The sequence below is a fragment of the Sphingomonas sp. AP28 genome, assembly GCF_056680455.1.
In genome coordinates this window covers 231,150-255,414 of sequence record NZ_JBWXQI010000002.1, presented here as the reverse complement: position 1 = coordinate 255,414, position 24,265 = coordinate 231,150, and the positions used below count along the sequence as shown (strand labels likewise).

At 61.2% G+C, this 24,265-nt stretch carries 28 protein-coding genes; 26 read left to right on the top strand and 2 right to left on the bottom strand.

The annotated features are described in order from the left end of the window. Positions 1-81 precede the first annotated feature (81 nt). The 13 genes from AC1MH0_RS20560 (at position 82) to AC1MH0_RS20500 (ending at position 9,209) form a co-directional block, all read left to right on the top strand. On the top strand, positions 82-888 hold the full coding sequence (locus AC1MH0_RS20560; protein ID WP_480966023.1) for an ATP-binding protein: 807 nt from the start codon (positions 82-84) through the stop codon (positions 886-888). After that, positions 885-1,550, top strand: a complete 666-nt coding sequence (locus tag AC1MH0_RS20555) for a sigma-70 family RNA polymerase sigma factor (RefSeq protein WP_480966022.1) — start codon at positions 885-887, stop codon at positions 1,548-1,550. The genes AC1MH0_RS20560 and AC1MH0_RS20555 overlap by 4 nt, the downstream gene beginning before the upstream one ends. A gap of 55 nt (positions 1,551-1,605) precedes the next feature. Further along, positions 1,606-2,025, top strand: a complete 420-nt coding sequence (locus AC1MH0_RS20550; protein WP_480966021.1) for a BLUF domain-containing protein — start codon at positions 1,606-1,608, stop codon at positions 2,023-2,025. A 55-nt stretch (positions 2,026-2,080) separates the two neighbouring features. Then, entirely contained in the window at positions 2,081-2,320 is a 240-nt protein-coding gene (locus AC1MH0_RS20545) for a DUF6894 family protein (protein ID WP_480966020.1), read from the top strand. 148 nt (positions 2,321-2,468) lie between these two features. After that, positions 2,469-3,170, top strand: coding sequence for a Crp/Fnr family transcriptional regulator (locus AC1MH0_RS20540; protein ID WP_480966019.1), 702 nt, complete (start codon positions 2,469-2,471; stop codon positions 3,168-3,170). A gap of 176 nt (positions 3,171-3,346) precedes the next feature. Then, a complete protein-coding gene (locus AC1MH0_RS20535) occupies positions 3,347-3,766 on the top strand; it encodes a hypothetical protein (RefSeq protein WP_480966018.1) in 420 nt (139 codons plus the stop codon). A 136-nt stretch (positions 3,767-3,902) separates the two neighbouring features. Next, the gene (locus AC1MH0_RS20530; protein WP_480966017.1) at positions 3,903-4,052 is read left to right on the top strand and encodes a hypothetical protein; all 150 of its coding nucleotides are present in this window, start codon (positions 3,903-3,905) and stop codon (positions 4,050-4,052) included. A gap of 16 nt (positions 4,053-4,068) precedes the next feature. Then, positions 4,069-4,233, top strand: a complete 165-nt coding sequence (locus AC1MH0_RS20525) for a hypothetical protein (RefSeq protein WP_480966016.1) — start codon at positions 4,069-4,071, stop codon at positions 4,231-4,233. A 231-nt stretch (positions 4,234-4,464) separates the two neighbouring features. Further along, positions 4,465-5,085: an OmpA family protein gene (locus AC1MH0_RS20520; protein ID WP_480966015.1), complete on the top strand. Its 621-nt coding sequence runs from the start codon at positions 4,465-4,467 to the stop codon at positions 5,083-5,085. A gap of 26 nt (positions 5,086-5,111) precedes the next feature. Beyond that, entirely contained in the window at positions 5,112-5,804 is a 693-nt protein-coding gene (locus AC1MH0_RS20515) for a hypothetical protein (RefSeq protein WP_480966014.1), read from the top strand. 118 nt (positions 5,805-5,922) lie between these two features. Then, a complete protein-coding gene (locus tag AC1MH0_RS20510) occupies positions 5,923-7,209 on the top strand; it encodes a cation:proton antiporter (RefSeq protein WP_480966013.1) in 1,287 nt (428 codons plus the stop codon). Positions 7,210-7,303: 94 nt separating this feature from the next. Beyond that, a complete protein-coding gene (locus tag AC1MH0_RS20505) occupies positions 7,304-8,575 on the top strand; it encodes a YihY/virulence factor BrkB family protein (protein WP_480966012.1) in 1,272 nt (423 codons plus the stop codon). A gap of 109 nt (positions 8,576-8,684) precedes the next feature. Beyond that, positions 8,685-9,209 carry a DUF937 domain-containing protein gene (locus AC1MH0_RS20500; protein WP_480966011.1) on the top strand — a complete coding sequence of 175 codons (525 nt, stop codon included), beginning with the start codon at positions 8,685-8,687 and terminating at the stop codon, positions 9,207-9,209. A 411-nt stretch (positions 9,210-9,620) separates the two neighbouring features. Here AC1MH0_RS20500 and AC1MH0_RS20495 read toward each other — a convergent pair whose 3' ends face one another. After that, a complete protein-coding gene (locus AC1MH0_RS20495; protein WP_480966010.1) occupies positions 9,621-10,031 on the bottom strand; it encodes a DUF3597 family protein in 411 nt (136 codons plus the stop codon). Positions 10,032-10,184: 153 nt separating this feature from the next. On the opposite strand from AC1MH0_RS20495, the gene AC1MH0_RS20490 reads away from it, so the two are divergent. The 6 genes from AC1MH0_RS20490 (at position 10,185) to AC1MH0_RS20465 (ending at position 16,289) form a co-directional block, all read left to right on the top strand. Next, on the top strand, positions 10,185-10,775 hold the full coding sequence (locus AC1MH0_RS20490) for a DUF4142 domain-containing protein (RefSeq protein WP_480966009.1): 591 nt from the start codon (positions 10,185-10,187) through the stop codon (positions 10,773-10,775). A gap of 155 nt (positions 10,776-10,930) precedes the next feature. Continuing rightward, positions 10,931-12,829 (top strand): AI-2E family transporter, encoded by a 1,899-nt coding sequence (locus AC1MH0_RS20485; RefSeq protein ID WP_480966008.1) that lies wholly within the window; start codon positions 10,931-10,933, stop codon positions 12,827-12,829. Positions 12,830-13,493: 664 nt separating this feature from the next. Beyond that, positions 13,494-13,766, top strand: coding sequence for a PadR family transcriptional regulator (locus tag AC1MH0_RS20480; protein WP_480966007.1), 273 nt, complete (start codon positions 13,494-13,496; stop codon positions 13,764-13,766). Positions 13,767-13,837: 71 nt separating this feature from the next. Continuing rightward, positions 13,838-14,401 (top strand): hypothetical protein, encoded by a 564-nt coding sequence (locus tag AC1MH0_RS20475; protein ID WP_480966006.1) that lies wholly within the window; start codon positions 13,838-13,840, stop codon positions 14,399-14,401. Positions 14,402-14,592: 191 nt separating this feature from the next. After that, positions 14,593-14,985 carry a hypothetical protein gene (locus tag AC1MH0_RS20470; RefSeq protein WP_480966005.1) on the top strand — a complete coding sequence of 131 codons (393 nt, stop codon included), beginning with the start codon at positions 14,593-14,595 and terminating at the stop codon, positions 14,983-14,985. 158 nt (positions 14,986-15,143) lie between these two features. Then, positions 15,144-16,289, top strand: coding sequence for an alpha/beta hydrolase (locus tag AC1MH0_RS20465; RefSeq protein ID WP_480966004.1), 1,146 nt, complete (start codon positions 15,144-15,146; stop codon positions 16,287-16,289). 297 nt (positions 16,290-16,586) lie between these two features. Here the strand turns inward: AC1MH0_RS20465 and AC1MH0_RS20460 are convergent, their stop codons facing one another. Continuing rightward, entirely contained in the window at positions 16,587-17,348 is a 762-nt protein-coding gene (locus AC1MH0_RS20460; RefSeq protein WP_480966003.1) for a Crp/Fnr family transcriptional regulator, read from the bottom strand. Between the two features lie 102 nt (positions 17,349-17,450). Here AC1MH0_RS20460 and AC1MH0_RS20455 point away from each other — a divergent pair, with 102 nt between their 5' ends. The 7 genes from AC1MH0_RS20455 to AC1MH0_RS20425 all read left to right on the top strand — a co-directional run bounded on the left by AC1MH0_RS20455 (position 17,451) and on the right by AC1MH0_RS20425 (position 24,222). Continuing rightward, the gene (locus AC1MH0_RS20455; protein ID WP_480966002.1) at positions 17,451-18,572 is read left to right on the top strand and encodes an alpha/beta hydrolase; all 1,122 of its coding nucleotides are present in this window, start codon (positions 17,451-17,453) and stop codon (positions 18,570-18,572) included. An 85-nt stretch (positions 18,573-18,657) separates the two neighbouring features. Beyond that, on the top strand, positions 18,658-19,266 hold the full coding sequence (locus AC1MH0_RS20450) for a carboxymuconolactone decarboxylase family protein (RefSeq protein ID WP_480966001.1): 609 nt from the start codon (positions 18,658-18,660) through the stop codon (positions 19,264-19,266). Beyond that, on the top strand, positions 19,263-20,885 hold the full coding sequence (locus AC1MH0_RS20445; RefSeq protein ID WP_480966000.1) for a catalase family protein: 1,623 nt from the start codon (positions 19,263-19,265) through the stop codon (positions 20,883-20,885). Before AC1MH0_RS20450 ends, AC1MH0_RS20445 begins: the two co-directional genes overlap by 4 nt. A 76-nt stretch (positions 20,886-20,961) precedes the next feature. Continuing rightward, positions 20,962-22,047, top strand: coding sequence for a catalase family protein (locus AC1MH0_RS20440; RefSeq protein WP_480965999.1), 1,086 nt, complete (start codon positions 20,962-20,964; stop codon positions 22,045-22,047). A 37-nt stretch (positions 22,048-22,084) separates the two neighbouring features. Then, complete coding sequence (locus tag AC1MH0_RS20435) at positions 22,085-22,654, top strand: type 1 glutamine amidotransferase domain-containing protein (protein WP_277971281.1); 570 nt, start codon at positions 22,085-22,087, stop codon at positions 22,652-22,654. After that, positions 22,654-23,415: a meso-2,3-butanediol dehydrogenase gene (budC, locus tag AC1MH0_RS20430; RefSeq protein WP_277971284.1), complete on the top strand. Its 762-nt coding sequence runs from the start codon at positions 22,654-22,656 to the stop codon at positions 23,413-23,415. The genes AC1MH0_RS20435 and budC overlap by 1 nt, the downstream gene beginning before the upstream one ends. Before the next feature lie 96 nt (positions 23,416-23,511). Next, the gene (locus AC1MH0_RS20425) at positions 23,512-24,222 is read left to right on the top strand and encodes an SDR family NAD(P)-dependent oxidoreductase (RefSeq protein WP_480965998.1); all 711 of its coding nucleotides are present in this window, start codon (positions 23,512-23,514) and stop codon (positions 24,220-24,222) included. Positions 24,223-24,265: the final 43 nt, after the last annotated feature.

Sequence of the window (24,265 nt, the reverse complement as noted above, 5' to 3'; positions counted from 1 at the left end):
GATCGCTGCCGCGGTAGAGAATGAGGCTATTGATTTACTGAGCGAAATATCTCCGTCGAACAAATTTTATGCTTTGAAATCTTGACCATAATCAAGATGGCGCCGGCGTCGGGCATTACCACGAAAGATGATCGCACGGGGGGAAGATCGATGCCGACATTTAGCGAGCCGGGCCCAAATCAAAGGTCGATCACACAGATTGGCAAGCGGTCGACATCGCTACTCGACCTGCTGGGACCAGATCGTCCCAGATCTCGGCCGACCGCTTCTGTTCATTCATCGGCAGATACTGCCGTCGAGGCGAGACATGGAATTTGGGCAGCCGACGCGCATCACCGTGCAATCAACTTTACGCAAATGTTTGCATCGCTGCAGAACCTCGCCCCCGTTCTTGACCTCGCCGTGGACCCGGATGCCGTCCAGCGCCACGCTGCTACATTATCCAACGCTTACGCCGCCATAGCAACGGACGGTCCTGATGATATCCTCCTCCCATGCACGCCGATGTTGCACGACGTCATCGTCGGATTGACGACGCTGTTTGTCGAAGATGAAGGGTCGTTTACTCTTCGACTGAACCTGGACGAGCTTTGGCTCCCAAGGGATAAGCGGCGGGCACTGATCCTGATTGCCAGCGAACTGGTGATCAACGCTGTCAAATACGCATTCCCGACTGGCCGCGCTGGCGAACTCTCAGTCGCCCTGACCCGGCATGGAGATATCGGTGCGTTGACAGTCCAGGATGATGGCATCGGCCTGCTGCAGGGCAAGGAGCCTGGTCACGGAACGCGGCTTCTCGATCAACTATCAGGCCTTATCGGCGGGGCAATCGAGCGGGATTGTCCAGGGCGCGGGTTGCGCGTCCACGTCGTGTTTATCCCCTGGTGATCTCGCATGACCTTCATCCTGATCTGATCCCGGACGATCTCTCAACTGACACGACGCTTGTACCGGCGGTCTGCCCGCCGCCTTTCGTGTTGACGCCCAAGGCGCTCATTCTTGCCGAGGCGCTCATAGCCACAGGTCGCGGCGATCGGGCGGCGTTTCGATCGGTATATCTTTCAACACAGGCAAAGCTGTTCGGCATTTGCGTGCGTATCTGCGGCGAGCAAAGCGGCGCGGAAGACGTTCTTGCCGATGTCTATCTTATCGTCTGGCGCCGTGCCGTCGATTGGGTGCCTGGCCGAGCGAGCCCGATCTCGTGGTTGGCCATGATCGCGCGAAATAAGGCGATCGATTGGCGGCGGGCCCACCCCCCCGAGCGTGCACTGCCACTCGAGGCTGCCCCGGTTATTATTGACGAAAGCCCAAGTGCCGAGATCCTTTTGATGTCGCTCGAAACGCAGCGTGACATCGGGAAAATGCTCGAGACGCTCGATCCGAATGTTAGGGCGCTCATCGTGTCCGCGTTCTTCGATGGAGCAACATATGCCGACTTAGCCGAGCGCTCCGCGGTCCCACTTGGAACGGTCAAGAGCCAAATTCGACGTGGCCTCGCAAAATTAAAACTGGCTCTCGAACGCTCAGATACGGCTTTTGGGAGACGGTGAAATATGACGTATTCACTAGTTATGATCTAGATTAAGACGGGTAACTATGATCTAAGTGCTTCTTATCAAGCGCTTGGGGTATACCGTGCTGCAAATCGTTTATACCAGCGTCGCCACGCGAGTGCTGACTCGCGATGAGCTGACTATTTTATGCGAACTTTCTGTCGATAATAACCGCCGTGACGAGATAACCGGATTTTTGCTCGTCAAATCGGGAAAGTATCTTCAGGCAATTGAGGGGCCGAAGGAGCTCGTGGAAGACGCGTTCATCCGCATCATCAAAGATGAACGTCATAATGCCGTACTCGTCCTGAGCCGACGTCTTACTACCCGTAGGGAGTTCGGCCGGTGGGAAATGGCTTGTTACCAAGATATGAGTGAGCGTAAGATTTATGCGACCCGTATCGCGCAACTTACAAAGTCAGCGCCGTATCCCGTGCAGAAGGTGTTTACCGACCTACTTGCAGCCGAATGATTGGCCGAAGGACGTGGGGATCAGTCAAGTTAAGAATAGTACGGGAGTCGATCAAATGGCGCGATATTTCTTTGATATGATTGGTATCGACGTTGACGATATCGGCCTTGAGTGTGCAACGGCGGGAGAAGCACGCAACGCCGCGATAAGCTATTTGGGTGAATATCTACGAGACTTCCCCGATTATGCGAGCCAAGGACATTGGCAGGTCGACGTTCGCGACGAGCATCGAAATCCGATTTTCAATGTCGTGGTCGCGACGGTCGACGTGCGTGCGGTGAGCGCGCTTACCTGATCCGCTCCCGTAGTTCGGGTTGCTCAGAATATTTCAAGGCACGGGTGCAGATGCCCGGGGGACAATGATGGCACGTGATCACGCTACTCCGACGAATGAGGCACATTCGATACCGAGGCGATCAGGGCCACCCGCCGCTAATGCGTTCGTGGACAAGCTAAACACGTTCGCACCGCTCGATGCGACTGATGAGCAGATGTTGCGGCATGCCTGCCTTCAAGTCCGTTCCTACAGGAAGGCGCAAGACCTGATCCGGGAGGGCGATCAACCGGGACCGGTATTCGTTATTCTCGAAGGTTGGGCCTGCCGCTACAAGATACTCCCTAACGGCAATCGGCAGATCATCGCCTTCATGATGCCCGGCGATTTTTGCGATATGCACGTCGGTGTACTCGACGAAATGGACCACAACATCGAGACGCTGACGGCGGCCAGGATCGCCACCATCCAGCGTCCCGAAATGGAAGCACTCGTCGAAGCCTCGCCGGCACTCATTCGGGTCTTCTGGTGGACTCAGCTCGTTGAGACCGCGATGTTGCGGGCAACCATCGTGAGTCTAGGTCGCCGCAATAGCCTTGAGCGTGTATCACATCTGCTTTGCGAGTTGTGCTTTCGACTGCGGAACATCGGTAAAAAGGACGAGGATCATTACGTCATGCCGTTTTCGCAGATCGTTCTTGCGGATGCCGTTGGATTGACGCCCGTTCACGTTAACCGCGTACTGCGCAAGCTTCGCCAGGAAGGTGCTTTAGAACTGGGCGGCTCCTCCATGACGATCTGCAACCTATCGGTGCTCGCGCGCATCGCAGGGTTTGATGACAATTACCTGCATCGACGCTTAAAATCTTGAAGCTCTATCGATAGAGGCTATCGACGATAGTAGGCCAACCGATCGCCGATGAGTCTCGATCAGTAGGGATATTTTCGCTAACTACGTCGGATCGTTGATTGAAGATAAGATTACGGCACTCCTGGTAGTTATTTCATGTGCGTCACATCTGCTGGTCACGGCCGTAAGCACCGTGAATGGCGGGAGACGATCTTGATAATAACTACGGGATGCGATCGGTGGGGCTACAAGAGCGCAGCAAATCCGAGTGGGCGGCAGATCGAAATTCGGAGCATGCTACCGACAGTAGCCGAAGGGACGCCGTCCAACGTCGCAACACATTAGCGGCACGCGACTCGGAGATCTCTAAGTCTCAGAGCAAGCATCTCGATCAGGTAGCGGGAGCTAACGGTCCGGGCGGCATCGATCCGGGCGGCATCGATACGGAAATGCAGAAATGCCAGAACATGGCTGAGGCATCGAAAATGATGAAGGCCGCTTTGATTTTGCTCGGCAATGGCGGCTGCATTCTCTCTGCGGCAAAGCTTGCTGACGCAGTCGAATATCTTGATGTGAGTATCACACAGCAGGCAGCGGCTGGCCGCATGCGTAGGTAGGTTCTGTTTCAAACGTCGGTTTAAATGATAGAGCGACTCAGGTGGCTACCCGACAAAAACACATTTATTAGATAGGTCATTTTAGCGCACCCGATCGCGTCATCTCTGCGTTGGAGACTTGAATTAGGAGCATTTCGTGAACACCGAAGAGAAGCAGTCAGACGGTTCCAAAGATTTCGACGCAACCGATAAACCGGTCGATGTTTCGACGAATGACTCTCACAAGGTCGAAAAGCTTGCAAAGGCCGGGCGGGACGACCTCGATACAGACGCCGGTAGCGATTGAACATTGGAGATTTATTATGGCGAATACCGACGATCACGCGGCAGACGAAAACGTAAAAACGGATACGTCCGGCAAGCCTGATACCGGGGCTGGCGGCGAAGATGACAGCAGCACGGAAATCGAGGGCGATGATAGTCATCTGCATGACGATCAGAAGTCTCGTCGTATGTCGTCGAACTAAAGCGGCCACAGTCCGCTTACGTGAACGGCTGTAGATTCGGCAGTGCCCTGAAACTTATCATGGGCTATCGGCGCGGCGCGAGCATCAGCCATCTCGCTTAAAGCCTTATTGTAGCATGGCGGATCGTTTGGGCGCGCTTCGTTTGGGGCGCGCCCGAAAAGCGATGGTGACCGTTACGCCTGGGTACCGAGGACGGCATGGCCTCGTCGCATTTAACATTAGAGGATTGAGATGGCCGACCCGCACAAGACCGATGGGGCGCCACCGCGCTCGATCCATATTGAAAAGAAGAAGCCCAACTGGCTTGCTTGGATTGCGCTCGCAGCGGGAATCCTGGCATTACTGTTCGCGCTGAGCCGTTGTGGCCATGACGATACCGTAGCGGTCGCAACCGCACCGAGTTCGACGCCGACCGAAGTCGTCGCGACAACGCCCGGCGCAGCTTCCGCAACAGCGCTCGTTGGTACGTCAGGCCTTGGCGGGTACCTTAGCGGCACCGAAGCTGCACCGCGGACATTCCAGTTCGAACAGCTGACTTTCGATACGGCAAAGAGCGCGCTGCGTCCGGGCAACGCACAGGAAGTGGCGACCATCGCGACCGTTCTCAAGCAATACGGTAATACGCGCGTCCGCATCGCAGGCTACGCTGACGCACGGGGACCCGCAGCGGCTAACGTCGCTCTCGGCAAGGCACGTGCTGACGCCGTCAAGGCCGGCTTGGTTGCGCAGGGCATCGATGCCGCTCGGATCGAGACCGTTTCGGGCGGCGAAACCGATCCAGTTGACACCAACGCTACGACCGCCGGTCAGGCTGAAAACCGCCGCACCGAACTGGTGGTAACGTCGCGCTAATTCACTGACATATCTGGAGATCACCCATGACCCGTACCATTACCGCATTATTCGATGACCGTAGCGACGCCGAAGCGGCGCAGGAGCGTCTGAAGCAGTCTCGCGTGGACGCCGATCACATCCGCATCCATGACAAATCCAGCGACGGCTACAATCAAACCACGCGTTCGACGCATGAAAACCGCGGCATCTGGGCGTCCATTAAGAACGCGTTTCTGCCGGACCACGACCGCCATACCTACGAAGAGGGCGTCCGTCGTGGTGGTTTTCTCCTGACGGCAGACGTCGATGACGATACTGTTGGTGAGGCCGTCAGCGTCCTTGAAGAAGCAAACACCGTCGATATCGACGAGCGTGCCGAGTCCTGGCGGTCGTCCGGTTGGGACTACGAGCCCGCCGAAGCAGCTGCCACCGCTGCTAGCTACGGTCTCGACGCTTCGCCGGATCGCGCCTTTGCAACGTCTGGAGACGACGTGGCACCTGCTAACACGTCATCGATCTACGGGCGTCGAGACCTTGATCGCGGTTCGTCGCGAGTACGTTCGTACGGCAACGAACATAGCACCGGCAGCAAGGCTAAGGGCGTGGCCGACGAGGCGCTTGGTAACGTCAAGCAGGCCGCCGGCAGCGTTTTTGGGAACGAGAGCCTAAAGCACGACGGTATCCAACAGGAGCGTCGTGGCGAAAGCGAGCAGGGCAAGGGCCCAGACCGCTCGTAAATTCAAATGTTGAGGAGCGATGGCAGCGCCATCGCTCCCATTCTCCTCGTTTTTTTAGCCAACCAGTAATGGGTGCCTTCCTGCGGCATAGTCTGCTTCCCTATCGGAAAGACCCGTCATGATCGCCGCTTCCGGGTTGCCCGACCCTTACATTCTCATTCTCACCGGCTTTGGCCTGCTTACCGCGCTGGTCGTCTGGCTGCCTCTGGCACTCCGTAAGCTGCCTTTGTCGTTACCGATCGTGTGCATTGCGCTTGGCGCTGCTCTGTTCTCGCTTCCGCAGGTCACGTTAAAGCCGCTGCCGCTTCTCTACCCTGAAATCACCGAACGCTTCACCGAGTTCGTCGTCATCATCGCGTTGATGGGCGCCGGTTTAAAGATTGACCGGGTGTTTCGGTGGAGGGACTGGGCCGTCACTTGGCGGCTGCTTGCTATCACTATGCCGCTGGGAATCTTGGCCATCACCGCAGTGACAGCGTGGGGGATGGGACTGCCGTGGGCGATCGCCCTTCTGCTCGCAGCTAGCTTGGCGCCAACGGATCCCGTTCTGGCAGCTGACATCCAAGTAGGGCCGCCCAAGAGCGAAGACGAAGATGAAGTGCGCTTCGGACTCACGTCAGAGGCAGGCCTGAACGATGGCTTCGCGTTTCCGTTCGTCCATCTCGCCATTATGCTGGCAGCGGCTGTTGGGACCCGCCAGTCGAACCTGGGTGAGTGGCTGACGTACCGGGTTATATGGGAAATTGGTGCAGGCGTTGGCGCCGGCTGGTTAATTGGCCGCGCCTTTGGCTGGCTGACCTTCCACGTACCCGCGCAAACCAAGCTTGCGCAGACCGGTGACGGCCTGATCGCGCTGGCCGCGACCTGCATCTCCTACGGGTTTACCGAACTGATCCACTGCTACGGCTTCCTAGCTGTGTTCGTCACGGCACTAACGTTTCGGGGGACACACCGAACGCACGACTTTCACCACGATATGCACGATGTCACCGAGCAGATCGAACGCCTTGCGATGATGGTATTGCTGCTCCTATTTGGCGGCGCGCTCGTCAGCGGGTTGTTGGCATCGGTCTCGCTGACAGATGTCCTTGTCACGCTCGTGATCCTTCTGGTCATCCGCCCGATCACGGGGCTCATCGGTCTGGCGGGGCACCGGGCAGATCGGTCCGAGAAGCTGACGCTCGCCTTCTTCGGCATCCGCGGTGTCGGGTCGATCTATTATCTGGCCTACGGCCTCAACCACATCCACGTCGCTGCCGCAGAACGCCTCTGGGGGCTACTCGGACTGGTCGTGCTGTTCTCGATCGTTCTGCACGGGCTCACCGTCACGCCGATCATGCGTCTCCTTGATCGGCAGCACGGGCGCGATCCGGACAAGGATGCGCCGCCCCCCCTGGAAGTTTGAGGATGTTCTGTATCAGCAATCGTATCAACATTGGCCCGTAGCCCGATCGCGGTGATCAGATGCCAAATGCAATAAATAAGTAAGGGGACACGGCATGGCCGAGACGAACACGACGGACGCCAGGGGGCACGACGCCGCCAGTCCCTGGGCAATTCCTGCCAAAGGCTGGAAGGACATCGCCTTGCGGGCATGGAAGGAGGGGGGGCAGGACAATATCAGCTTAGTCGCCTCTGGCGTGGCGTTCTGTGGCGTGCTCGCCATGGTGCCTATGCTGGGCGCTGTGGTGCTGAGCTATGGTCTGGTCGCCACGCCCGCTACGGTGATGAAGAACGTCCAGTCGCTGACATCGGTCATGCCGACGGATGCTGCCAAGCTGATCGGCGAGCAGTTGGCCAACGTCGTCACGACATCGGACGGCAAGAAGGGGTTCGGGCTGCTTCTCGCGCTCGGCATCGCGTTGTACGGCGCGATGAAAGGTGCAACCGCGCTCATCACCTCGCTGAACATTGCCTATGACGAAGAGGAAACGCGTAGTTTTGTTCGGCTGTACCTCATAGCACTCGCCATCACCGCCGGGGCGGTGCTTATCGCCATCGTCGCTATCATCGCGATCGCCGCAATGGGCAGTCTGGATACACTGTTCCCTTCCGCCCCTGCCATCGTTCTCATGGCAGGGAAGATCGTTTCCTACATGGTCATGGCGGGTATGGGAGCCGCAGCAGCGGCAACGCTCTACCGCTACGCGCCTAATCGCGATGAGGCGAAGTGGACGTGGCTGACGCCTGGATCGGTGCTGACGACCGTGTTGTGGCTGGTCGTAACGCTTGGCTTCGGGTTCTACGTGGCAAACTTCGGAAGCTACGACGCGACCTACGGCTCGTTAGGAGCCGCGATCGTGTTGCTGACCTGGCTATACTTGTCCGCCTACATTCTACTGCTCGGCGCCGAGTTCAATTGCGAGCTGGAGCGACAGACCACGCAAGACACGACCAAGGGGCCTACTAAATCGCTCGGCGATCGCGGAGCGTACGCAGCCGACACGGTAGCTTCCGGACCGGAAAGAGCGCCGCAGCCAGGACCAGGACCGCAGCCCTCAAATGGTGACAAGGCGGTATCCCAAGCCACACCGTCTACGCCTTCACCTTTGCGTGAGTACGCTGCCGGCCGCATGGTCGTGCGTGCAGCACGCGTAACCGGCCTGGGCAAAGTCGGCATGGTACCGTCCGTCATCGTTACTGGCGGGCTTGTTCTCCTGCGACGCCGTGACAAGGCGCTTATGGGGGCAGGGCTGCTCGTTATCGGGGGAGGGCTTAGTTGGCTATCCGGCCGACCCGTTGGCTCAGGTACGCCCGAACTTCCTGACTAATATGTGCAGACAGCGCATGCCTGCTGATCCAAGGTCCTAGCTCGATCGAAGGGGACCGGACCGATAGGTCCAAGCATCTGTTGGTACCCGTCACAACAAGGAAGCCGACATGTATCTCAATGACCTGCTGCCTGATGGTGGCATCGATGCACTCGCCGCCCAACTAGGCATACCGCGTGAGCAAGCCCAGCGCGGCGCCGAGGCGCTGCTGCCGTCGGTTCTGGGCGGCATGGGGAATAACACGACGCAGTTAGACGCCCATGTGAACACGCTTGGCGGCGCAGACCTTGCTGCGAACGTGTTGGGCAACGAGCCGACGCAGATCGATCGCGGTAATCAGATCCTCGGCGGTATCTTTGGGTCGAAGGACGGCAGTCGTGAGGTCGCCGACAACGCAGCGCAGAGCAGCGGCCTAGCGCCTGAGCTTCTGAAGCAGATGCTGCCGATCCTGGTCATGCTGGTGGCCGGCCATCTGACAGGGCGCTCGGGCGGGCAGCAAGGCGGCCTTGGCGGGATCCTTGGATCTGTACTTGGCAGTCTGGGTGGCGCTGGAGCCGCAGGCGCTGCGCCCGGGGGCGGTCTTGGCGGCGGATTGGGGGGCATTCTGGGTTCGGTCTTCGGCGAGCGGCGATAGAGCCGTCCGGACATAAGACCGTCCTGCTCGATCAAACCGGTGGACTTGAGGTCCACGAACATCCCGTCGCCACGTGGCTACGGCACGGCGATACCATCGACGGCCTGACTGGGGAGCGCATGTGATGCGGAGACGAGGAAACAAGCGAGCCGGTCCAGTGGCAATTGTCATCTTCGTGATGATCGTGGCACTCGTCGTCACGATCTGCTGGCTAGCCGCGCGTGGCTTTCAGAAAGAGCCGAATGGACCACCGCGTGGTAGTCAGACGCTGCCAGCTCAGGCAGCGCGGGGGACCGTCACTGCGGCGCCTCCGAACGCTAGTCCTGCTCGCTAAAAAGTAAGGGCGGTTAAGCCAGCAGTATGAGGTCGGAGGGGACCGCGTAGAGTCCGGTCCCCTCCGGATTGGCCGCGTTAGTTGCGCAGGCTGTCTGGAACGATACCGCCGTTATCGGCAAGCTTCTGCATCACAGCCTTGTGAAGGGCGATGTTCTGTTCGGCCGAGCCGTCGGCTGCCGCATGGACATTCAGTTCGTTGGCGAGCTCCTTGCGCGCGGTCAGACTGGAATCCAGGTCCAGCAGCTTCAGAAGATCGACGATCGAGCTCTGGTAGTTGCCCCCGCCATCTTTCGTCGATGCCATCTCGCTGAGGACAGCACCGACATCGACGGACTGCTGGGGCGCTGCTGGGGCGGGCTGGGCGGTAGCGGTCGGCGCGGCTTGCGGTGCGGCTTGCGGCGCAGCGGCAGGAGCTTGAGCCGGTGCAGCGGCTGGCGTGGCTTTGTGGTGGAAAACCTTGTTCATGATCGTGCTGAAGATGCTCATAGCCGTGTCCCGATAAGGCCGGCAGCTGTGCCGGCAGACGGCTAGAACGAACTCGCTTCATGATCGGTCCGGAGTTCGTTGCTCGTGCGGAACGGTCCACAGGAGGCACGCGTTAAGGGGGCAGCGGCAAGATGCGAGCCGATGGAGACGATAATGAACTTCAAGACCCTGGCCCTGGTATCGGTAGCGGCATTGTCATTGGCCGCATGCGGCAAGAAAGCCGACAATACGACCGCCGTCGATAACAGCACCTACGCCAACACGACCGCCACGGACGTTAATGCAGCCGGTTCCAATGATGCGATGGCAGCACCCGCCTCAGGTGGGCAGGCTTTCGTTAACATGGCAGCTGCGAGCGATGCGTTCGAAATCGAGACCTCGAAGCTCGCTGTAACCAACGGCGCATCTGCTGCTGTAAAGAAGTTCGCTGGCCAGATGATCACCGCACATGATGGTTCGACTGCGAAGCTGAAGGCACTGACGGCAACGCTGTCGCCAGCTCTGACGCCCAACCCGGCGCTGAGTGCTGAGCAGCAGCAGAAGCTTGCCGATCTAAAGAGCAAGCAGGGCACTGATTTCGACACCGCATACGCGGCTGCCCAGGTCGCCGGGCATCAGCAGACGCTCGATACGCTCAAGGGATATGCTGCAACCGGCGACGTGCCCCAGCTGAAGACGTTCGCGTCGGGTCTGGCACCCACGGTCGCAGCGCATCTCAACATGGCGAAAGCGCTCAAGTCCTGAGGTAGCGTCCCAGACGATGAAGTATGAAGCCGAGAGGGACAGCAGATGTACCTCTCGGCTTTGCCCGTCCTGACGTCAGGACGGATACAACGAAAAATGCTTCGTGCCGGGTCTCGACGTGACCGATACGCGAGCCCCGGCAGGAAGGTTTCCGCATGAGCAGCCCCGACAATATCGCCGGCTACAAGGATGTCGTGACCGGTAGCCGCGAAGCGCCCGCGGACAATCCAGGTGCGGCTCAGATCCGCTCGGCCTCGGCGCCGGAACTCAAGACGCTGGCCGGCGTGGCCGTTGGCACGCTCGTCATCGCCGCCCTGTATTTCGGTCAGGAGGTGCTCATCCCGATCACCCTGGCGGTGATGCTCTCCTTCGTTCTCTCACCGGTCGTCAACCTGCTGCAGCGTCTGCGTCTCTGGCGTGCGCCCGCCGTGATCCTGACCGTCATAGCGGCCCTGGGTCTCTTGGGCCTGTTCGGCGCGCTCATCGGCAGTCAGGCCGCGTCGCTGACGGTGAACGCGCCGCAATACGCCCGCACGATAGAAGCAAAGGTCCAAGGGGTTCAGGGCTTTGCGGTCGCACGCCTTGCCTCGATCACCAAGGAACTGGGTGGCTCGCGACCAACTGCCCGGCCTCGTGCCGCGCCGGCAACGCTGGCAACACCGCCGGCTGTAACAGCGTCCGACCAGCGCCGCCCTATTCCAGTGGAAGTCGTTCAAGGCAGCACGTCGCCGTTTGCGATAGCGCGTACGGTTCTCGAACCCATCCTGGGCCCGCTGGAGACGACGGTCATCGTCCTCATCGTGGCGATATTCGTCTTGATGCATAAGGAGGATCTGCGCGATCGCTTTATCCGAGTGTTCGGATCGAGCGACCTGCACCGCACGACGCGTGCTATCGATGACGCGGGTCAGCGCCTCAGCAAATATTTCCTTTCCCAGCTGGCTGTGAACACGTGCTTCGGCGTCGTTATAGGCCTTGGTCTATGGCTGATCGGCATACCATCGCCGGCCATGTGGGGCGTGATGGCGGGTCTGCTGCGCTTCGTACCCTATATCGGGCCGTTCCTGGCAGCAGTTGCTCCTGCGGCGCTCGGTGCGGCCGTGGATCCAGGCTGGGGCATGGCGCTGGAAGTCGTAGCTCTCTTCGCGATCATCGAGCCGCTCACCGGTTATGTGGTCGAACCACTGCTCTACGGCCACTCGACAGGCCTTTCGCCTGTGTCGGTGATTGTATCGGCGATCTTCTGGACATGGCTTTGGGGGCCGATCGGGCTCATCATGTCCACACCGCTGACGCTATGTCTGGTGGTCATTGGACGCCACGTGAAGAGCCTGGAGTTCTTCGACGTCATGCTAGGCGACAGACCGGCGCTGACACCTATCGAAAGCTTCTACCAGCGCATTCTGGCCCGGAACCCCGACGAGGCTTTGGCACAGGCGGAGATGCTTCTCGCGGACCGGTCTCTCACGGAATACTATGACGGGGTCGTGCTTGAAGGGTTGAAGCTGGCAGTCGAAGACGAAGCGCACGGGACAATCGACCGCGCTGGTGCGGCGCAGATGACCAAATCGATGATGTCCGTGATCGAGGACCTACAGCCAACGTCAGGGGCAGCACCGTCTGACACCATGGCAAAGGCACAAACGGTCGCCTGCGTTGCGGGGCACGGTCCGTTCGATGACGCAGTTACTGCTATGCTCACGCAGTTGCTGGGACAGCAAGGGGTGCACGCGAAGCGTATCCCCAATATCGCAGTGTCCCGAGATGCGGTGCAGACTTTGGATCTAACTGGGATCGATATGATCGCCATTTCTTATCTGGAGGTGACTGGTTCGCCAGCCCAGCTGCGTTACCTAGTCCGACGCTTGCGTGCCCGAGCGCCGGACGCTCGCATCGTTGTTGGGCTATGGCCGCAGGGAGAAGCTACCCTTAGCGATACTGGGATCCAACAGGCCTTGGGTGCAGATCGCTATGTGAGTTCGCTACATGACGCCGTGGAGAACATTGTGAGTCGGGAATTGTATGCAAGTAAGGATGCCAACTGTACGTCATAACCTACTCTTTCGTAGTCGCTGATTTTTGTTCTAACGACTGTACAACCAAGCGGGTAAGACACAAAAATACAGTGAGCGAGAGAGAGGCAGCGGTCAGAAACAAGCGCTACCGTTCCTACTCTACCTTCGACACGCCGTCTCCAATAAGGTTTCAAAGCAATACTGGCAAAGGTCTTCCACTCAGCGCGAACCAATCGAACCCAAATTTATAATTCGTTCGAGAACGCCGGCGTCCTCTAAGATAAAGAGAAAGCCTGGCGCATTGCTTAAACATGAATGAACGACCGAAGTTGGCTTGCCGCAAACAGGTCGCGAATGTCCGCTACTGGGTCTAGCCGGAAGCTGGAGGGCAGCGCGTGTTTCGCCAGCTATCGATCATCCATTAGGTGCTTCCCTGTCGCAACTTCGGCAGTTTGTTATTTTCGCTTCATGATGGCAGACCGCGATCAAGTTCAGCCATTTGAACGGATCAAATTGGTCGATCCACATCGTTACCGCATCGCTCATAGTTTGGCGCTATGCGACATGCGCGTTCGCTGACCAGCAGGCAGGCATCACCGTCGGAACAGCGGACAGCAGGTCCATACTGCAGCTCGGCAGTTGACAGATAACTCTACTTAGGTTGAGTAGGAGCATGGGCCGTAATCGTCGACCATCGAAGCAAATGCTGATCTTGTTGGAAGCGCTGGCGGCGCATACGCAGCAGTGGCGCCACGGCTACGATCTGATGAAAGAGACGGGGCTTCTGTCTGGAACGCTGTACCCGCTACTGATCCGCATGACCGACCAGGGGCTTGTCGAGGCCGAGTGGCGCGAACCGGAACAACCCGGCCGTCCTGCTCGACATGCGTACCGTTTGACGAATGCTGGAGTGGCATTTGCGCGGACGGCAAAATCCGCCGGCCCAATGACCTTCACCAAGGCCGCCTTCGCGTGACAGTAGCTGTGTCGCGGGCTTTGCTGGCATTGGCCAGTCGGTCTCTCGGCTCGGATCGCCGAACGTGGGCAATGGCCATGGAAGCGGAGTTCGAAGCCGCGGTGGAGGATCGGCGTCCATTCCTGTTCGCCCTCGGCTGCCTAATCGCAGCATGGCGCGAAATCGGGAAGCACAGCGAAGGGCGACTAATCGTTGCGACCTACGCGCTCGCCTTGGGAGTACTCATCCCGATGGCAGCTATGCAGTTCCAGCAGGCGGTCGGCTTCCTGTCCTCGGCGGACGGTCCGCCTTTCGGCAACCCAAGCGCCAGCGACGGGCCGAACCTCTATTTGATCTGGTCCCAGAACAGCGCCATCCCGGTCTTGCTGATCACGTGGCTTCTGCTCGGCATGGCGCACCTATTTCTTGCATGGATGCTCGTGGAGGGGGATTGGCCGCGCATCGTGAAGTGCGGCACGCTGATTGGAGCGGCAATGATCACGCTGTCGCTATTCATGGGCGTATTGATGCTCGATTTGTCGTCCTTGAGGGCGCAAGTCGCGGAGCTGGCGATCGAATTTGTGGCGGTGGTAGCTATTTCGCGGTGGCACACGCGAATTCTTGCAGACGCCTCGCGCGATTTGCTTGCCCGGTAGCTTGTAGGAACCCTTCAACAACCCACGCGACTGCCTGGGCCTCTGCAGACCTACTTGACTCATAAATCTACATATATTGTTGTTTGTCTAGCACTAGCAGCGTGAGGCTCAAAGCGGGGGGGGCGACGAAACCCCGAGGCCGTGTCCGGGCCGAGAGAAAAAAGCGTCCGACACGCAAAGGGGAAGCGAAGATGAGACGTGTAATTAGCATAGGTGTCGTTTCAACTGGCACTGTCTTGCTTGTCGTTTTATTTCTTTATCTTCGTACGTCTGTTGTTGATGCCAGCGCGAACGGCTTGTTCGCAAACGACTTCTGCGGCACGATAAAGCTCGCCGACGGCGAGATGCTGCTGAACGATCGGCAAACCATATCATACATTGTCGGTAGAGATGCAGAAGGGCCGTACATCTTGCCACGCTTTGACGTCGGCGCCGTATCCGATCAAGGGCTCGACGTGGACGGAACGCGCTCGGTGCGCAAGCTGCGGCTCGACAGGCTACCTTCAGCGACAAAGCTTACGCTTCATGAGGGTTTGACACCCTATGTCTTTAAAAGGCTGGCGTCTGTTAATTCGCATAAATGAACTGGTCCCAACCAACATAGTTTGACTCTTAAATCTACATATGTTTCGATAGCGCGGAGCGAGGGCTGCCGAATGCCACCAGCGGTAGTTCGGCAGCGAACGGTGGAAAGACTTCGGCATGGCATACCGGCCGTGCTGCACAGTGAGGAGGTGGAGCAATGATGAAAGCCATGACTGATATTTTCCGGGGGTCCCCCATACGGCTATTAACAGCCCTTCTTTTGCTTCCCGTGACAGGCATCGCGGGCGGCATAGAGGCGCAGTCACAGGCAGCTGTCGGCAAACCTTCGCCGAACCGCCTTGGCTTGGCCGTGCCTGGGCCGATCGCCACCGATGTTCGCATTTCATCCGAGCAGGATGTTGTTCTGTCGGGAACGCTGTACCTCCCGGCAGGCCACGGGAAAGGTCCTTATCCCTTGGCCGTGATGATTCAGGGGAATGGACCCAATAAACGTGGCGGCTTCTCCGAGCTAATCAAGCGACTGTCGGCCGACGGTATAGCTGCTCTGGAATATGACAAGCGCGGGGTCGGGCAGTCGACCGGCACCTATGAGGAGGATCCCGAGCGGCTGACCGCGGACGCTGCCGCCGCTGTTGCGGCGATGCGCCATCGCTCAGATATCGCCGGCAGCCGCATTGCGTTGGTCGGCCATAGCGGGGGCGGTGTAATCGCGCCCGCGGCGGCGGCTGCCGATCCAAACATTGCGGCCGTGGTGACGCTGGCGGGCAATGTTGGCGACGGGCTGCCTTACGTCAGGAAGGGGCTTTACAGGCAGATGATGAAGATGGTTGTCGGCGGCCGTGACACCCTTGTCGGCCCGGCGGCGGATGCGGCTATGACTTTGCTCCAGGCTCGCGTGGACAGCAGAGATGCGACAACGATCTCACGCCTTCGCGCAAACGCTGTCGACCGGTTCGAGGCAGCGGGGTTCCCGCGGGCGCAGGCGGAACAAGCGCTCACGATGATCGACGTTCCAGACGCCTGGAAAGGGAGCAAATTACGCTCAGCCTCCGATCTCAAGGCCCTGCATATACCCGTTCTAGCGGTCTACGGGAGCAAGGATACGGTGGTGGATGACGCACCTGCGGCACGTGCCGCTTTGGCGGGCAACCACCTCGCGCGAGTTGTGATGCTGGACGGACTCGGGCACTCGTTCCAGGAAGGCGCAGTCACAGGCGCGCCGGATGAGGCGTCGAAGTTGGGCCCGTACCTCGGATCACCTCGCCTTGTGGCAATCGTTGGCGACTGGCTTCGAGATACGCTGTGGTCGAAAAGTCCCACGGGGATGGGAAAGGCGCGGTAACGCGCACCTTCTCGCCGCTCGACGACGAATCGACTGCTGCTTCTGGGCGCCGGTTCTCAGCCCTTTAAGAGCGCTTGACGGCGCTAAATCGCCATCCGCTCCACACGACCGATCATCGGCTATTGTGCCTATTCTGACTCGAACAGCAGCCGGTTTGCTTTCCTATCCCATTACGACATTCGCGAGCGGATAACCGGGTGTTAAAATCGGTCATTCGCAAAGATGAACCAGCGTCTGAAGTTGGGAAGCGAGGGAAAGGGCGTGAACATCCGGTTCTGGGTCACTTGGCGCAATTCCTTAGCGTCTTCGGTCCATCTGTAGGAGACGGACATAGTCCTGTTCTGGTTGGCCGTATGTATCGCCCGCCAGGGCCATAAGCTTTGTCCGATCATGGACCAGAACCTTGGCCCGGACGGCTCGGATGGCATGCTCCTCCTCCAGCCGGTGGAGTGCGTCGGTAACGCTGCTACGGCGAACACCGAGCATCAGCCGGAACTCCTCATGCGTCATGCAGATCTCGTCGGCCTGGACACGGTCGTGGTAGAGTAGGATCCACCGGGCCATGCGGCGTTCGATCGAATGCGCCAGCGATGACACGACGGTCCGGCCCATCTGCACCATGAACACGTGGGCGAAGCGGAGCAGTGTCAGGCGCAGCGTAGGGCTTTGGTCCACCGCTGCCAGCAACGCCTCAGCGGGCATGCGCAGCGCCTGGCCGCGCTCGGCGCGCATGGTGACATCGTAGGGCGAGCGATCGTCGCCCATCACCAGAGGCCAGCCGATGAAGCCCTCCGCGCCGACCAGCCCGACGGCGTAGCGACGATCGTCATCGAGCGAGTCGAGTACGCCGGCAATGCCCTGTTCGAGAAAGCACACGCTGTCGATCGGATCGCCGGCTCGGGTGATGCAGTCACCGACCGCGAACGATACCAGCTCGAGGTGTGGCGCCAGCAGACCGAAATCCTCCGGCGAGAGACTGGTCAGCAGTCGATTGCCGAGCGGGGCGTCATCGCGACGGGGCGTGGCGACGGCCGCTCCGCGCGCGAAAGATACGATCATCGACATATCCGTCTTTCCCTCTAATTGGCGGACTTTGCACGGTTCCGTACAGCAACGTCGGCCATCCTGCTTTGTTCATGAGCGATCAAACAGGAGGATCACATGGTTTCCATCTCGAAGCGCCCCGTCGTGCGCAGCCTTTTCGCGGCGGCGCTACTGACGGCATCGGCCGGCGTGCTCGCGCAATCGGCCCGCTCGCCGAGCGCACCGCCACCCGCCGCCCCGCCGGCAAGCGCGACGCAGCCCCCCAAGGCGGCACCAGACATGCAAAAGGTGCTCGACGCGCTCGCGGGTCTCGGCGGCAAGCCGATCGAGACGCTGACCCCGGCGCAGGCGCGGATGCAGCCTTCGGCCGCCGATGGCGCCAAGGCGGCGATGGTCCAGCAGGGCATGTCAACCGCGCCCGACGCTTCGGCAACGACGCAGGACGTGCCGTATGGCTCGGACGCCCAGCAATTCGCGCGGATCTACAAGCCCGCGGCAGCGCCCGCGAATGGCAAGCCGATGCCGGTCGTCGTTTATTATCATGGCGGCGGCTGGGTGATTGCTGACGTGAACACGTATGATTCGGCACCACGCGCGATGGCCAAGGCGCTGAACGCGATCGTCGTGTCGGTCGAGTATCGCCACGCTCCCGAGTTCAAGTTCCCCGCGCAGCATGACGACGCCGCGGCGGCCTATCGCTGGACGTTGCAGAATGCGGCGAGCTGGGGCGGCGACCCTGCGAAGATCGCAGTTGCCGGTGAAAGCGCGGGCGGCAACCTTGCAGTCGCGACCGCGATCTACGCACGTGACAATCGCCTGACCGTGCCGCGCTACCTCGTCTCGGTCTATCCGATCGCCAACAGCAGCATGACGCTGCCGTCGCGTAAGGATTCGGCGAATGCCAAGCCGTTGAATGCCGCGATGCTGAAGTGGTTCGGCTATTACTACCAGACCAGCGCCGCCGATGCGCAGGATCCGCGGCTGAACCTGGTCGCCGCCAATCTGCGCGGCCTGCCGCCGACGACGATCATCAATGCGCAGATCGATCCGCTGCGCTCGGACGGCGAGACGCTGGCCGCGGCGATGCGCACCGCGGGCGTGAAGGTTGAGCAGAAGACGTATCCAGGCGTCACGCATGAGTTCTTCCGCATGGCGAAGGTCGTTCGCGGTGCCAAGGACGCCAACGAACTGGCGGTCGCGCGCCTGAAGGCAGCGTTCGCAGGGGCGCCCCGCCGCTGATCGGTTCGACGGGGTGGCCGGTGCCGCCCCGTCGATCAATGCGTGACCGGCATCCGGCCGGCGCGGCCTGACAACGGAGCAAGCGATGCGTACCCCACCTTACCCGCCCGCGGACATGCCCGCGGCTCTGCGTCCGCTTCACGACGAGATGGACGCCTACATCACCGAGCATCTGAAGGGCTTCGTCTCGCACCGGGCGGATGGGGCGCTGGTCGGGCCGTTCGCGCCGATGTTGCGCTTTCCCGCGTTCGGTCGCGCTGCCTGGACGTATACCAAGGCGCTGATCGACAACGCCACGTTGCCGAAGGCGGCGCACGAGGTCGCGATCCTGGCGACCGGCGCGGTCTTCAACTCGCGCTACGAACTCTACGCCCACGAGCGGGTCGGCGAGGCGGCGGGTCTGTCGGCCGAGAAGGTCGCGACGATCGCCGCTGGCCAGCGTCCCGCCGACCTGACCGAAGAGGAGGCCGCCGCCTACGACGTCGCCGCGACGCTGGCGGGTGGACGACAATTGCCGGCTTCGACCTACAACCGTGCGGTGCGCGCGTTCGGCGAGGATCGGACCGCGGAGCTGGTCTATCTGGTAGGCGGCTATTGCCTCGTGTCGCTGTTGCTCAACGCCTACGACATGTCGGTCCCCGGCCGCGAGGAGGGCTTGCCCGACGATCCAAAGGAAGAGGGAGAGCGCGCATGAACGGCAAGCGGATGGCCGGCGCGATCGCCGGTGGGTTGGTGGCAGGCCTCGGCATCACCGCGATGATGATGGCGGGCGAGAAGAAGAGCGGCATCGCGTCCGAGCTCACCGATCTCGAACGGGCCGGCGCGCGGCAACTCGGCGTTCGCTCCTTACCGTCGAGCGACCTGCCGGATGCGGCCGAGCAGGCCATCGTGCAGGGTAGCCACCTCCTGCTGTCTGCGGCAGCCGGCGCGGTCTATGCGGCGATCGTCGACGAAGATGCAGGCATAGTGCCGTCGGGAATCATGTTCGGCCTGGCGTTCTACGCCGCGATGCACTGGATCACCGGGCCGCTGCTGGGGCTGAAGAAGCCCGAATGGCAGGCCGATGCGGCGACGATTGGTACGCACACGATGGTCCACCTCGTCTTCGGCGTGGCGACCGCGGCCGGCGCGAAGGCAGCGGCCAACGCCTGGCCATTCCGGAATACCGACGCCCCCAAAGCGCGAACCGCGCGTTACTGCGCTAAACCAAAGGGATTTCCCATGTTGAAGAACCCGATCCGCTACAGCCCCGACGTCGAGACGATCGGTCCCGACGAGCAGGAGACGATCGACGGTCTCAACAAGACGTTCAGCTACATCGTCGAGAAGACGCACGAGGACCTCGGCCATGCGCAGCGCGGCGTTCACGCCAAGAGTCATGCCTTGCTCGAAGGCGAGATGGTGGTCCACGACGACCTTGCGGACGAGCAGGCGCAGGGCATTTTCGAGCGCGGGCGTCGCTACCCGGTCATCATCCGCATGTCTGCGATCCCGGGCGACCCGATCCGCGACAGCGTCTCCCTGCCGCGCGGCTTCTCGATCAAGGTGATCGGTGTCGACGGCGAGCGGCTGCCGGGCGCCGAGGATGAGGTGACGCAGGACTTTCTGATGGCCTCCGGGGTCGCCTTCTCGAACCCGACGCCGGTCGGGTTCCTGCGCAACACCAAGCTGCTCGCCGCGACGACCAACCGCGCGGAATGGGCGAAGGCGGCGCTGTCGAAGGTGTTGCGCCCGATCGAGCAGGCGTTGGAAGCCGTCGGCGGCGAGAGCGCGTTGCTCAAGGGCTTTGGCGGCTATCCGGACACCAACCCGATCGGCGACCGCTATGGCTCGCAGGCGCCGCTCCGCTTTGGCGACTATATCGCCAAGTTCGACATCGTGCCGGAATCGCCCAACTTTCGTGCACTGACCGATCAGAAGCTCGACGAGAGCAAGAGCCCCGACTCGATCCGCGAAGAACTGATGGCGATCTTCGCGAACGAGGGTGGTGCATGGACGCTGCGCGCGCAACTCTGCCGCGACCTCGAGGAGAACCCGATCGAGGACGCCGCGACGCCGTGGCCCGAGCAGGGCAATCCCTACATCCCGGTCGCGACCATCACGGTGAAGCCGCAGAAGAGCTGGTCCGAGGAGCGCGTTACCGTGCTCAACGAACAGACCGCGTTCCGCCCCTGGCACGGCGTCGAGGCACATCGGCCGCTCGGGTCGGTCATGCGCGCGCGCCGTGCGGTCTACCCGGTCATCCAGGATTTGCGCAGCCAGTTGAACGGCTGCCCGATGCACGAGCCGCGGTCGCTGCCTGCGCTCGACTGACCGGGTCTGCACGGAACCGTACCGAAACGTCGCGGGGCATTCGAGTGTTAACATCCTGATCTAACAGGAGCTTCCCATGCCCTATCTACCCTATCGCGACGACATCGAGACGCCTGAGCCCGGCGAGCAGGAGAGTATCGACGGCATCATCAAGGGGATGACGCAGGAGAGCGAGACGGTCGAAAAGCGCGACGGCCATGCGGTGCGCGCCAGTCATGCCAAGAGCACGGCCTGCGTCATCGGAACGATGGTCGTCGCTGACGATCTGCCGCCGGAACTGGCGCAGGGGCTGTTCGCGAACCCGGGGACGTTCGACGTCGCGGTCCGCTTTGCGCAAGGGCCTGGGGAGAAGCTTGGAGACCGCGTCTCGACGCACCGTGGCATGGCGATCAAGGTCTTTGGTGTCGAAGGCGCCAAGCTGCCCGGTCACGACGCGCCGACGCAGGACTTCGTCCTGGCGAGCGGCACGACGTTTCCGGCCGGCACCGCCGCCGGGTTTCTCGCCCAGGCGAAGAAGATCGGCATGACCGTGCCGATGCCCGAAGGCGTCAAAAGCGCGGCCGCATCGATCGCGCGCAACATCAATACGGTCCTGAACGCCGTCGGTGCAGAACCAAGCCCAACGCTGGACTTTTACGGCCATCCGTTCAGCCACCCGCTCGTCGAGACCTACTTCAGCCAGTGCCCCATCCGCTACGGCGATCATGTCGCGAAACTCGGCGTGTTTCCGGTCTCGCCTGAGCAGCGTGCGCTCGACGATTGGCGGCTCGACCCGCACCAGGATGAGGATGGCTTCCGTCACGCCGCGATCGCGTATTTCGACGGCAATGACGCGGTCTTCGAACTGCGCGCGCAACTCTGGGCCGATGCCGAGACGCAGCCGATCGAGGATACGTCGGTCGACTGGCCGACGCGGGTCAGCGAATACCGCACGATCGCAACGATCCGTCTGCCGCGGCAGGCCGCCTATGGGCCGGACCGCGTCCGCTATTTCGACGAGGTGATGACGTTCCGGCCGGCGCACGCGCTCGAAGCGCACCGCCCGCTCGGCGGCGTGATGCGCGCACGCATGCAGGTGTACCGCGCGCTCAGCGATTTCCGCCACCGCGAGACCGGCATCACCGCCGCGAACACCGCGGCTATCACCGATATTCCGGCCTAATACCGCTCACGCTTAATCAAATTTCGAAAGGATACCCATGAAGCTCCAAGGCAAGAAAATCGCGATCCTGATCGCACCCCGTGGCACCGAGGAACCCGAGTTCGCGCAGCCCAAGGCGGCGGTCGAGCAGGCGGGCGGCGCAGTGACCGTCATCAGCCTCAAAACCGGCGACGCGGAGACGTTCAACAACGACCTCGATCCCGGCAAGACGTTCGCCATCGACAAGGCGATCGACGACGTATCGGCGTCCGACTTCCATGGCCTGGTAATCCCGGGCGGGTGCGTCGGCGCGGATACGCTGCGGTCGTCGGACAAGATCGTGGCGTTCGTCCGCGATTTCTTCGCCGCCGGAAAGCCGGTCGCTGCGATCTGCCACGCGCCGTGGACGTTGATCGAGGCCGATCAGGTACGCGGTCGTACGCTCACGTCGTACCCGACGCTCGCCACCGACATCCGCAACGCGGGCGGGACCTGGGTCGATCAGGAGGTCGTCGTCGACCAGGGCCTCGTCACCAGCCGCACCCCGGATGACTTGCCCGCGTTCTGTGCAAAGCTCGTCGAGGAGTTCTGCGAGGGCAGGCACGAGGCGCAGGCGGAGAACGCATGATGGCGCGCTTTGCCGACAAGGTCGTCGTAATCACCGGTGCCGCCTCGGGCATCGGTGAGGGGGCCGCGCGCCGCTTTGCCGAGGAAGGCGCGACGCTGGTGCTGGGCGACATCGACACGGGCGCGCTCGGCAAGTTGGCAGCCGAGCTGGGCGGCACCGTCGAGACGCGGGAAACCGACGTCACCGACCGTGCCGCGTGCGAGGCGCTGGTCGAGGCGGCAATCGACCGCTTCGGTCGGATCGACGTGCTCGTCAACGACGCCGGCGTCGACCATCTGGGCAAGCTCGACGAGGGCGACTTTTCGGAATTCACCAAGGTGATCGAGACGGACCTGTACGGCGTCGTCCATATGAGCCGCGCGGCGATCGCACATCTGCGTGCGTCGAAGGGCTGCATCATCAACGTGTCGTCGGTGTCGGGGCTCGGCGGCGACTGGAACCACAGCTTCTACTGCGCGGCCAAGGGTGCGGTCAGCAACTTCACGCGCGCGCTGGCGATGGACGAGGCCAGGAATGGCGTTCGCGTCAACGCGGTCAACCCGTCGCTGACCTATACCGCGCTGACCGCGGGAATGAAGGAACAGCCCGACCTGATCGCCAAGTTCGAGGAGCGAATCCCGATCGGGCGTGGTGCCGAGCCCGCCGACATCGCCGGTGCGATCGCGTTCCTGGCGAGCGACGACGCGCGCTTCGTGACGGGCGTCAACCTGCCGGTCGACGGCGGACTGACCGCGTCCAACGGCCAACCTCCGCTGTCCTGACATCGCGAGAGCGCACCAATGCGCTCTCGTTCTCTTTTGGAGTCCATTCGGCAATGACGACCCCCGTTACCTTTCGCGCGCAGATCGGCGCGGTAGATGTCTGACGCGCCCAAGGTCGCTATCGTCACCGGCGCCTCGCAAGGCTTGGGTGAGGGGATTGCAGACGCGTATCGCGCGCGCGGCTGGCGCGTCGTTGGCGTGTCGCGATCGATCGCACCTTCGCAGGCTGACGATTGGATCACCGTTGCGGGCGACGTCGCCGATCCTGAAACCGCGAGGCGCGCCGTGATGGCCGCGCGCGACCGGTTCGGGCGTGTCGACACGCTCGTCAACAACGCTGGCGTTTTCATCGGTGAGCGTTTCACCGACTATACGGCGGAGCAGTACCGCCAGATCACGCAGACCAATCTCGATGGCTTCTTCCACATGACGCAGGCGGCGCTGCCGCTGATGGTCGAGCAGGGCAGTGGCCATATCCTGCAGATCGTCACGACGTTGGCGGAGCACGCCAATGTCGAATTCCCGTCGGTGCTGGCCTCGCTAACGAAGGGTGGGCTCGCTGCGGCAACGCGCAGCCTGGCGATCGAATATGCCGCCCGGGGGGTCCGCGCCAACGCGGTGTCGCCCGGCATCACCGAAACGCCGATGCATCCTCCCGAGACGCGCGCCGGGCTCGGAGCGTTTCACCCGCTCGGTCGGATGGGCACGGTCGCGGACGTGGTCGGCGCGGTGCTGTACCTCGAGGATGCCACGTTCGTGACCGGCGAGATACTCCACGTCGACGGTGGGCAGGTCGCCGGACACTGACGCGTAAGACAGGCACGCGTCGTTATCTCTCCGAGGGGGTCAG

What these genes read in the sequence shown, in the direction of transcription:
- AC1MH0_RS20505 (WP_480966012.1), top strand. Translation starts at nt 7,304, where the DNA reads ATGGCCGAGACGAACACGACGGACGCCAGGGGGCACGACGCCGCCAGT.
- AC1MH0_RS20480 (WP_480966007.1), top strand. Translation starts at nt 13,494, where the DNA reads ATGCTGATCTTGTTGGAAGCGCTGGCGGCGCATACGCAGCAGTGGCGC.
- AC1MH0_RS20500 (WP_480966011.1), top strand. Translation starts at nt 8,685, where the DNA reads ATGTATCTCAATGACCTGCTGCCTGATGGTGGCATCGATGCACTCGCC.
- AC1MH0_RS20470 (WP_480966005.1), top strand. Translation starts at nt 14,593, where the DNA reads ATGAGACGTGTAATTAGCATAGGTGTCGTTTCAACTGGCACTGTCTTG.
- AC1MH0_RS20460 (WP_480966003.1), bottom strand. Translation starts at nt 17,348, where the DNA reads ATGATCGTATCTTTCGCGCGCGGAGCGGCCGTCGCCACGCCCCGTCGC.
- AC1MH0_RS20465 (WP_480966004.1), top strand. Translation starts at nt 15,144, where the DNA reads ATGATGAAAGCCATGACTGATATTTTCCGGGGGTCCCCCATACGGCTA.
- AC1MH0_RS20440 (WP_480965999.1), top strand. Translation starts at nt 20,962, where the DNA reads ATGCCCTATCTACCCTATCGCGACGACATCGAGACGCCTGAGCCCGGC.
- AC1MH0_RS20475 (WP_480966006.1), top strand. Translation starts at nt 13,838, where the DNA reads ATGGCCATGGAAGCGGAGTTCGAAGCCGCGGTGGAGGATCGGCGTCCA.
- budC (WP_277971284.1), top strand. Translation starts at nt 22,654, where the DNA reads ATGGCGCGCTTTGCCGACAAGGTCGTCGTAATCACCGGTGCCGCCTCG.
- AC1MH0_RS20485 (WP_480966008.1), top strand. Translation starts at nt 10,931, where the DNA reads ATGAGCAGCCCCGACAATATCGCCGGCTACAAGGATGTCGTGACCGGT.
- AC1MH0_RS20545 (WP_480966020.1), top strand. Translation starts at nt 2,081, where the DNA reads ATGGCGCGATATTTCTTTGATATGATTGGTATCGACGTTGACGATATC.
- AC1MH0_RS20520 (WP_480966015.1), top strand. Translation starts at nt 4,465, where the DNA reads ATGGCCGACCCGCACAAGACCGATGGGGCGCCACCGCGCTCGATCCAT.
- AC1MH0_RS20490 (WP_480966009.1), top strand. Translation starts at nt 10,185, where the DNA reads ATGAACTTCAAGACCCTGGCCCTGGTATCGGTAGCGGCATTGTCATTG.
- AC1MH0_RS20495 (WP_480966010.1), bottom strand. Translation starts at nt 10,031, where the DNA reads ATGAGCATCTTCAGCACGATCATGAACAAGGTTTTCCACCACAAAGCC.
- AC1MH0_RS20525 (WP_480966016.1), top strand. Translation starts at nt 4,069, where the DNA reads ATGGCGAATACCGACGATCACGCGGCAGACGAAAACGTAAAAACGGAT.
- AC1MH0_RS20455 (WP_480966002.1), top strand. Translation starts at nt 17,451, where the DNA reads ATGGTTTCCATCTCGAAGCGCCCCGTCGTGCGCAGCCTTTTCGCGGCG.
- AC1MH0_RS20435 (WP_277971281.1), top strand. Translation starts at nt 22,085, where the DNA reads ATGAAGCTCCAAGGCAAGAAAATCGCGATCCTGATCGCACCCCGTGGC.
- AC1MH0_RS20425 (WP_480965998.1), top strand. Translation starts at nt 23,512, where the DNA reads ATGTCTGACGCGCCCAAGGTCGCTATCGTCACCGGCGCCTCGCAAGGC.
- AC1MH0_RS20535 (WP_480966018.1), top strand. Translation starts at nt 3,347, where the DNA reads ATGGCGGGAGACGATCTTGATAATAACTACGGGATGCGATCGGTGGGG.
- AC1MH0_RS20510 (WP_480966013.1), top strand. Translation starts at nt 5,923, where the DNA reads ATGATCGCCGCTTCCGGGTTGCCCGACCCTTACATTCTCATTCTCACC.
- AC1MH0_RS20445 (WP_480966000.1), top strand. Translation starts at nt 19,263, where the DNA reads ATGAACGGCAAGCGGATGGCCGGCGCGATCGCCGGTGGGTTGGTGGCA.
- AC1MH0_RS20450 (WP_480966001.1), top strand. Translation starts at nt 18,658, where the DNA reads ATGCGTACCCCACCTTACCCGCCCGCGGACATGCCCGCGGCTCTGCGT.
- AC1MH0_RS20515 (WP_480966014.1), top strand. Translation starts at nt 5,112, where the DNA reads ATGACCCGTACCATTACCGCATTATTCGATGACCGTAGCGACGCCGAA.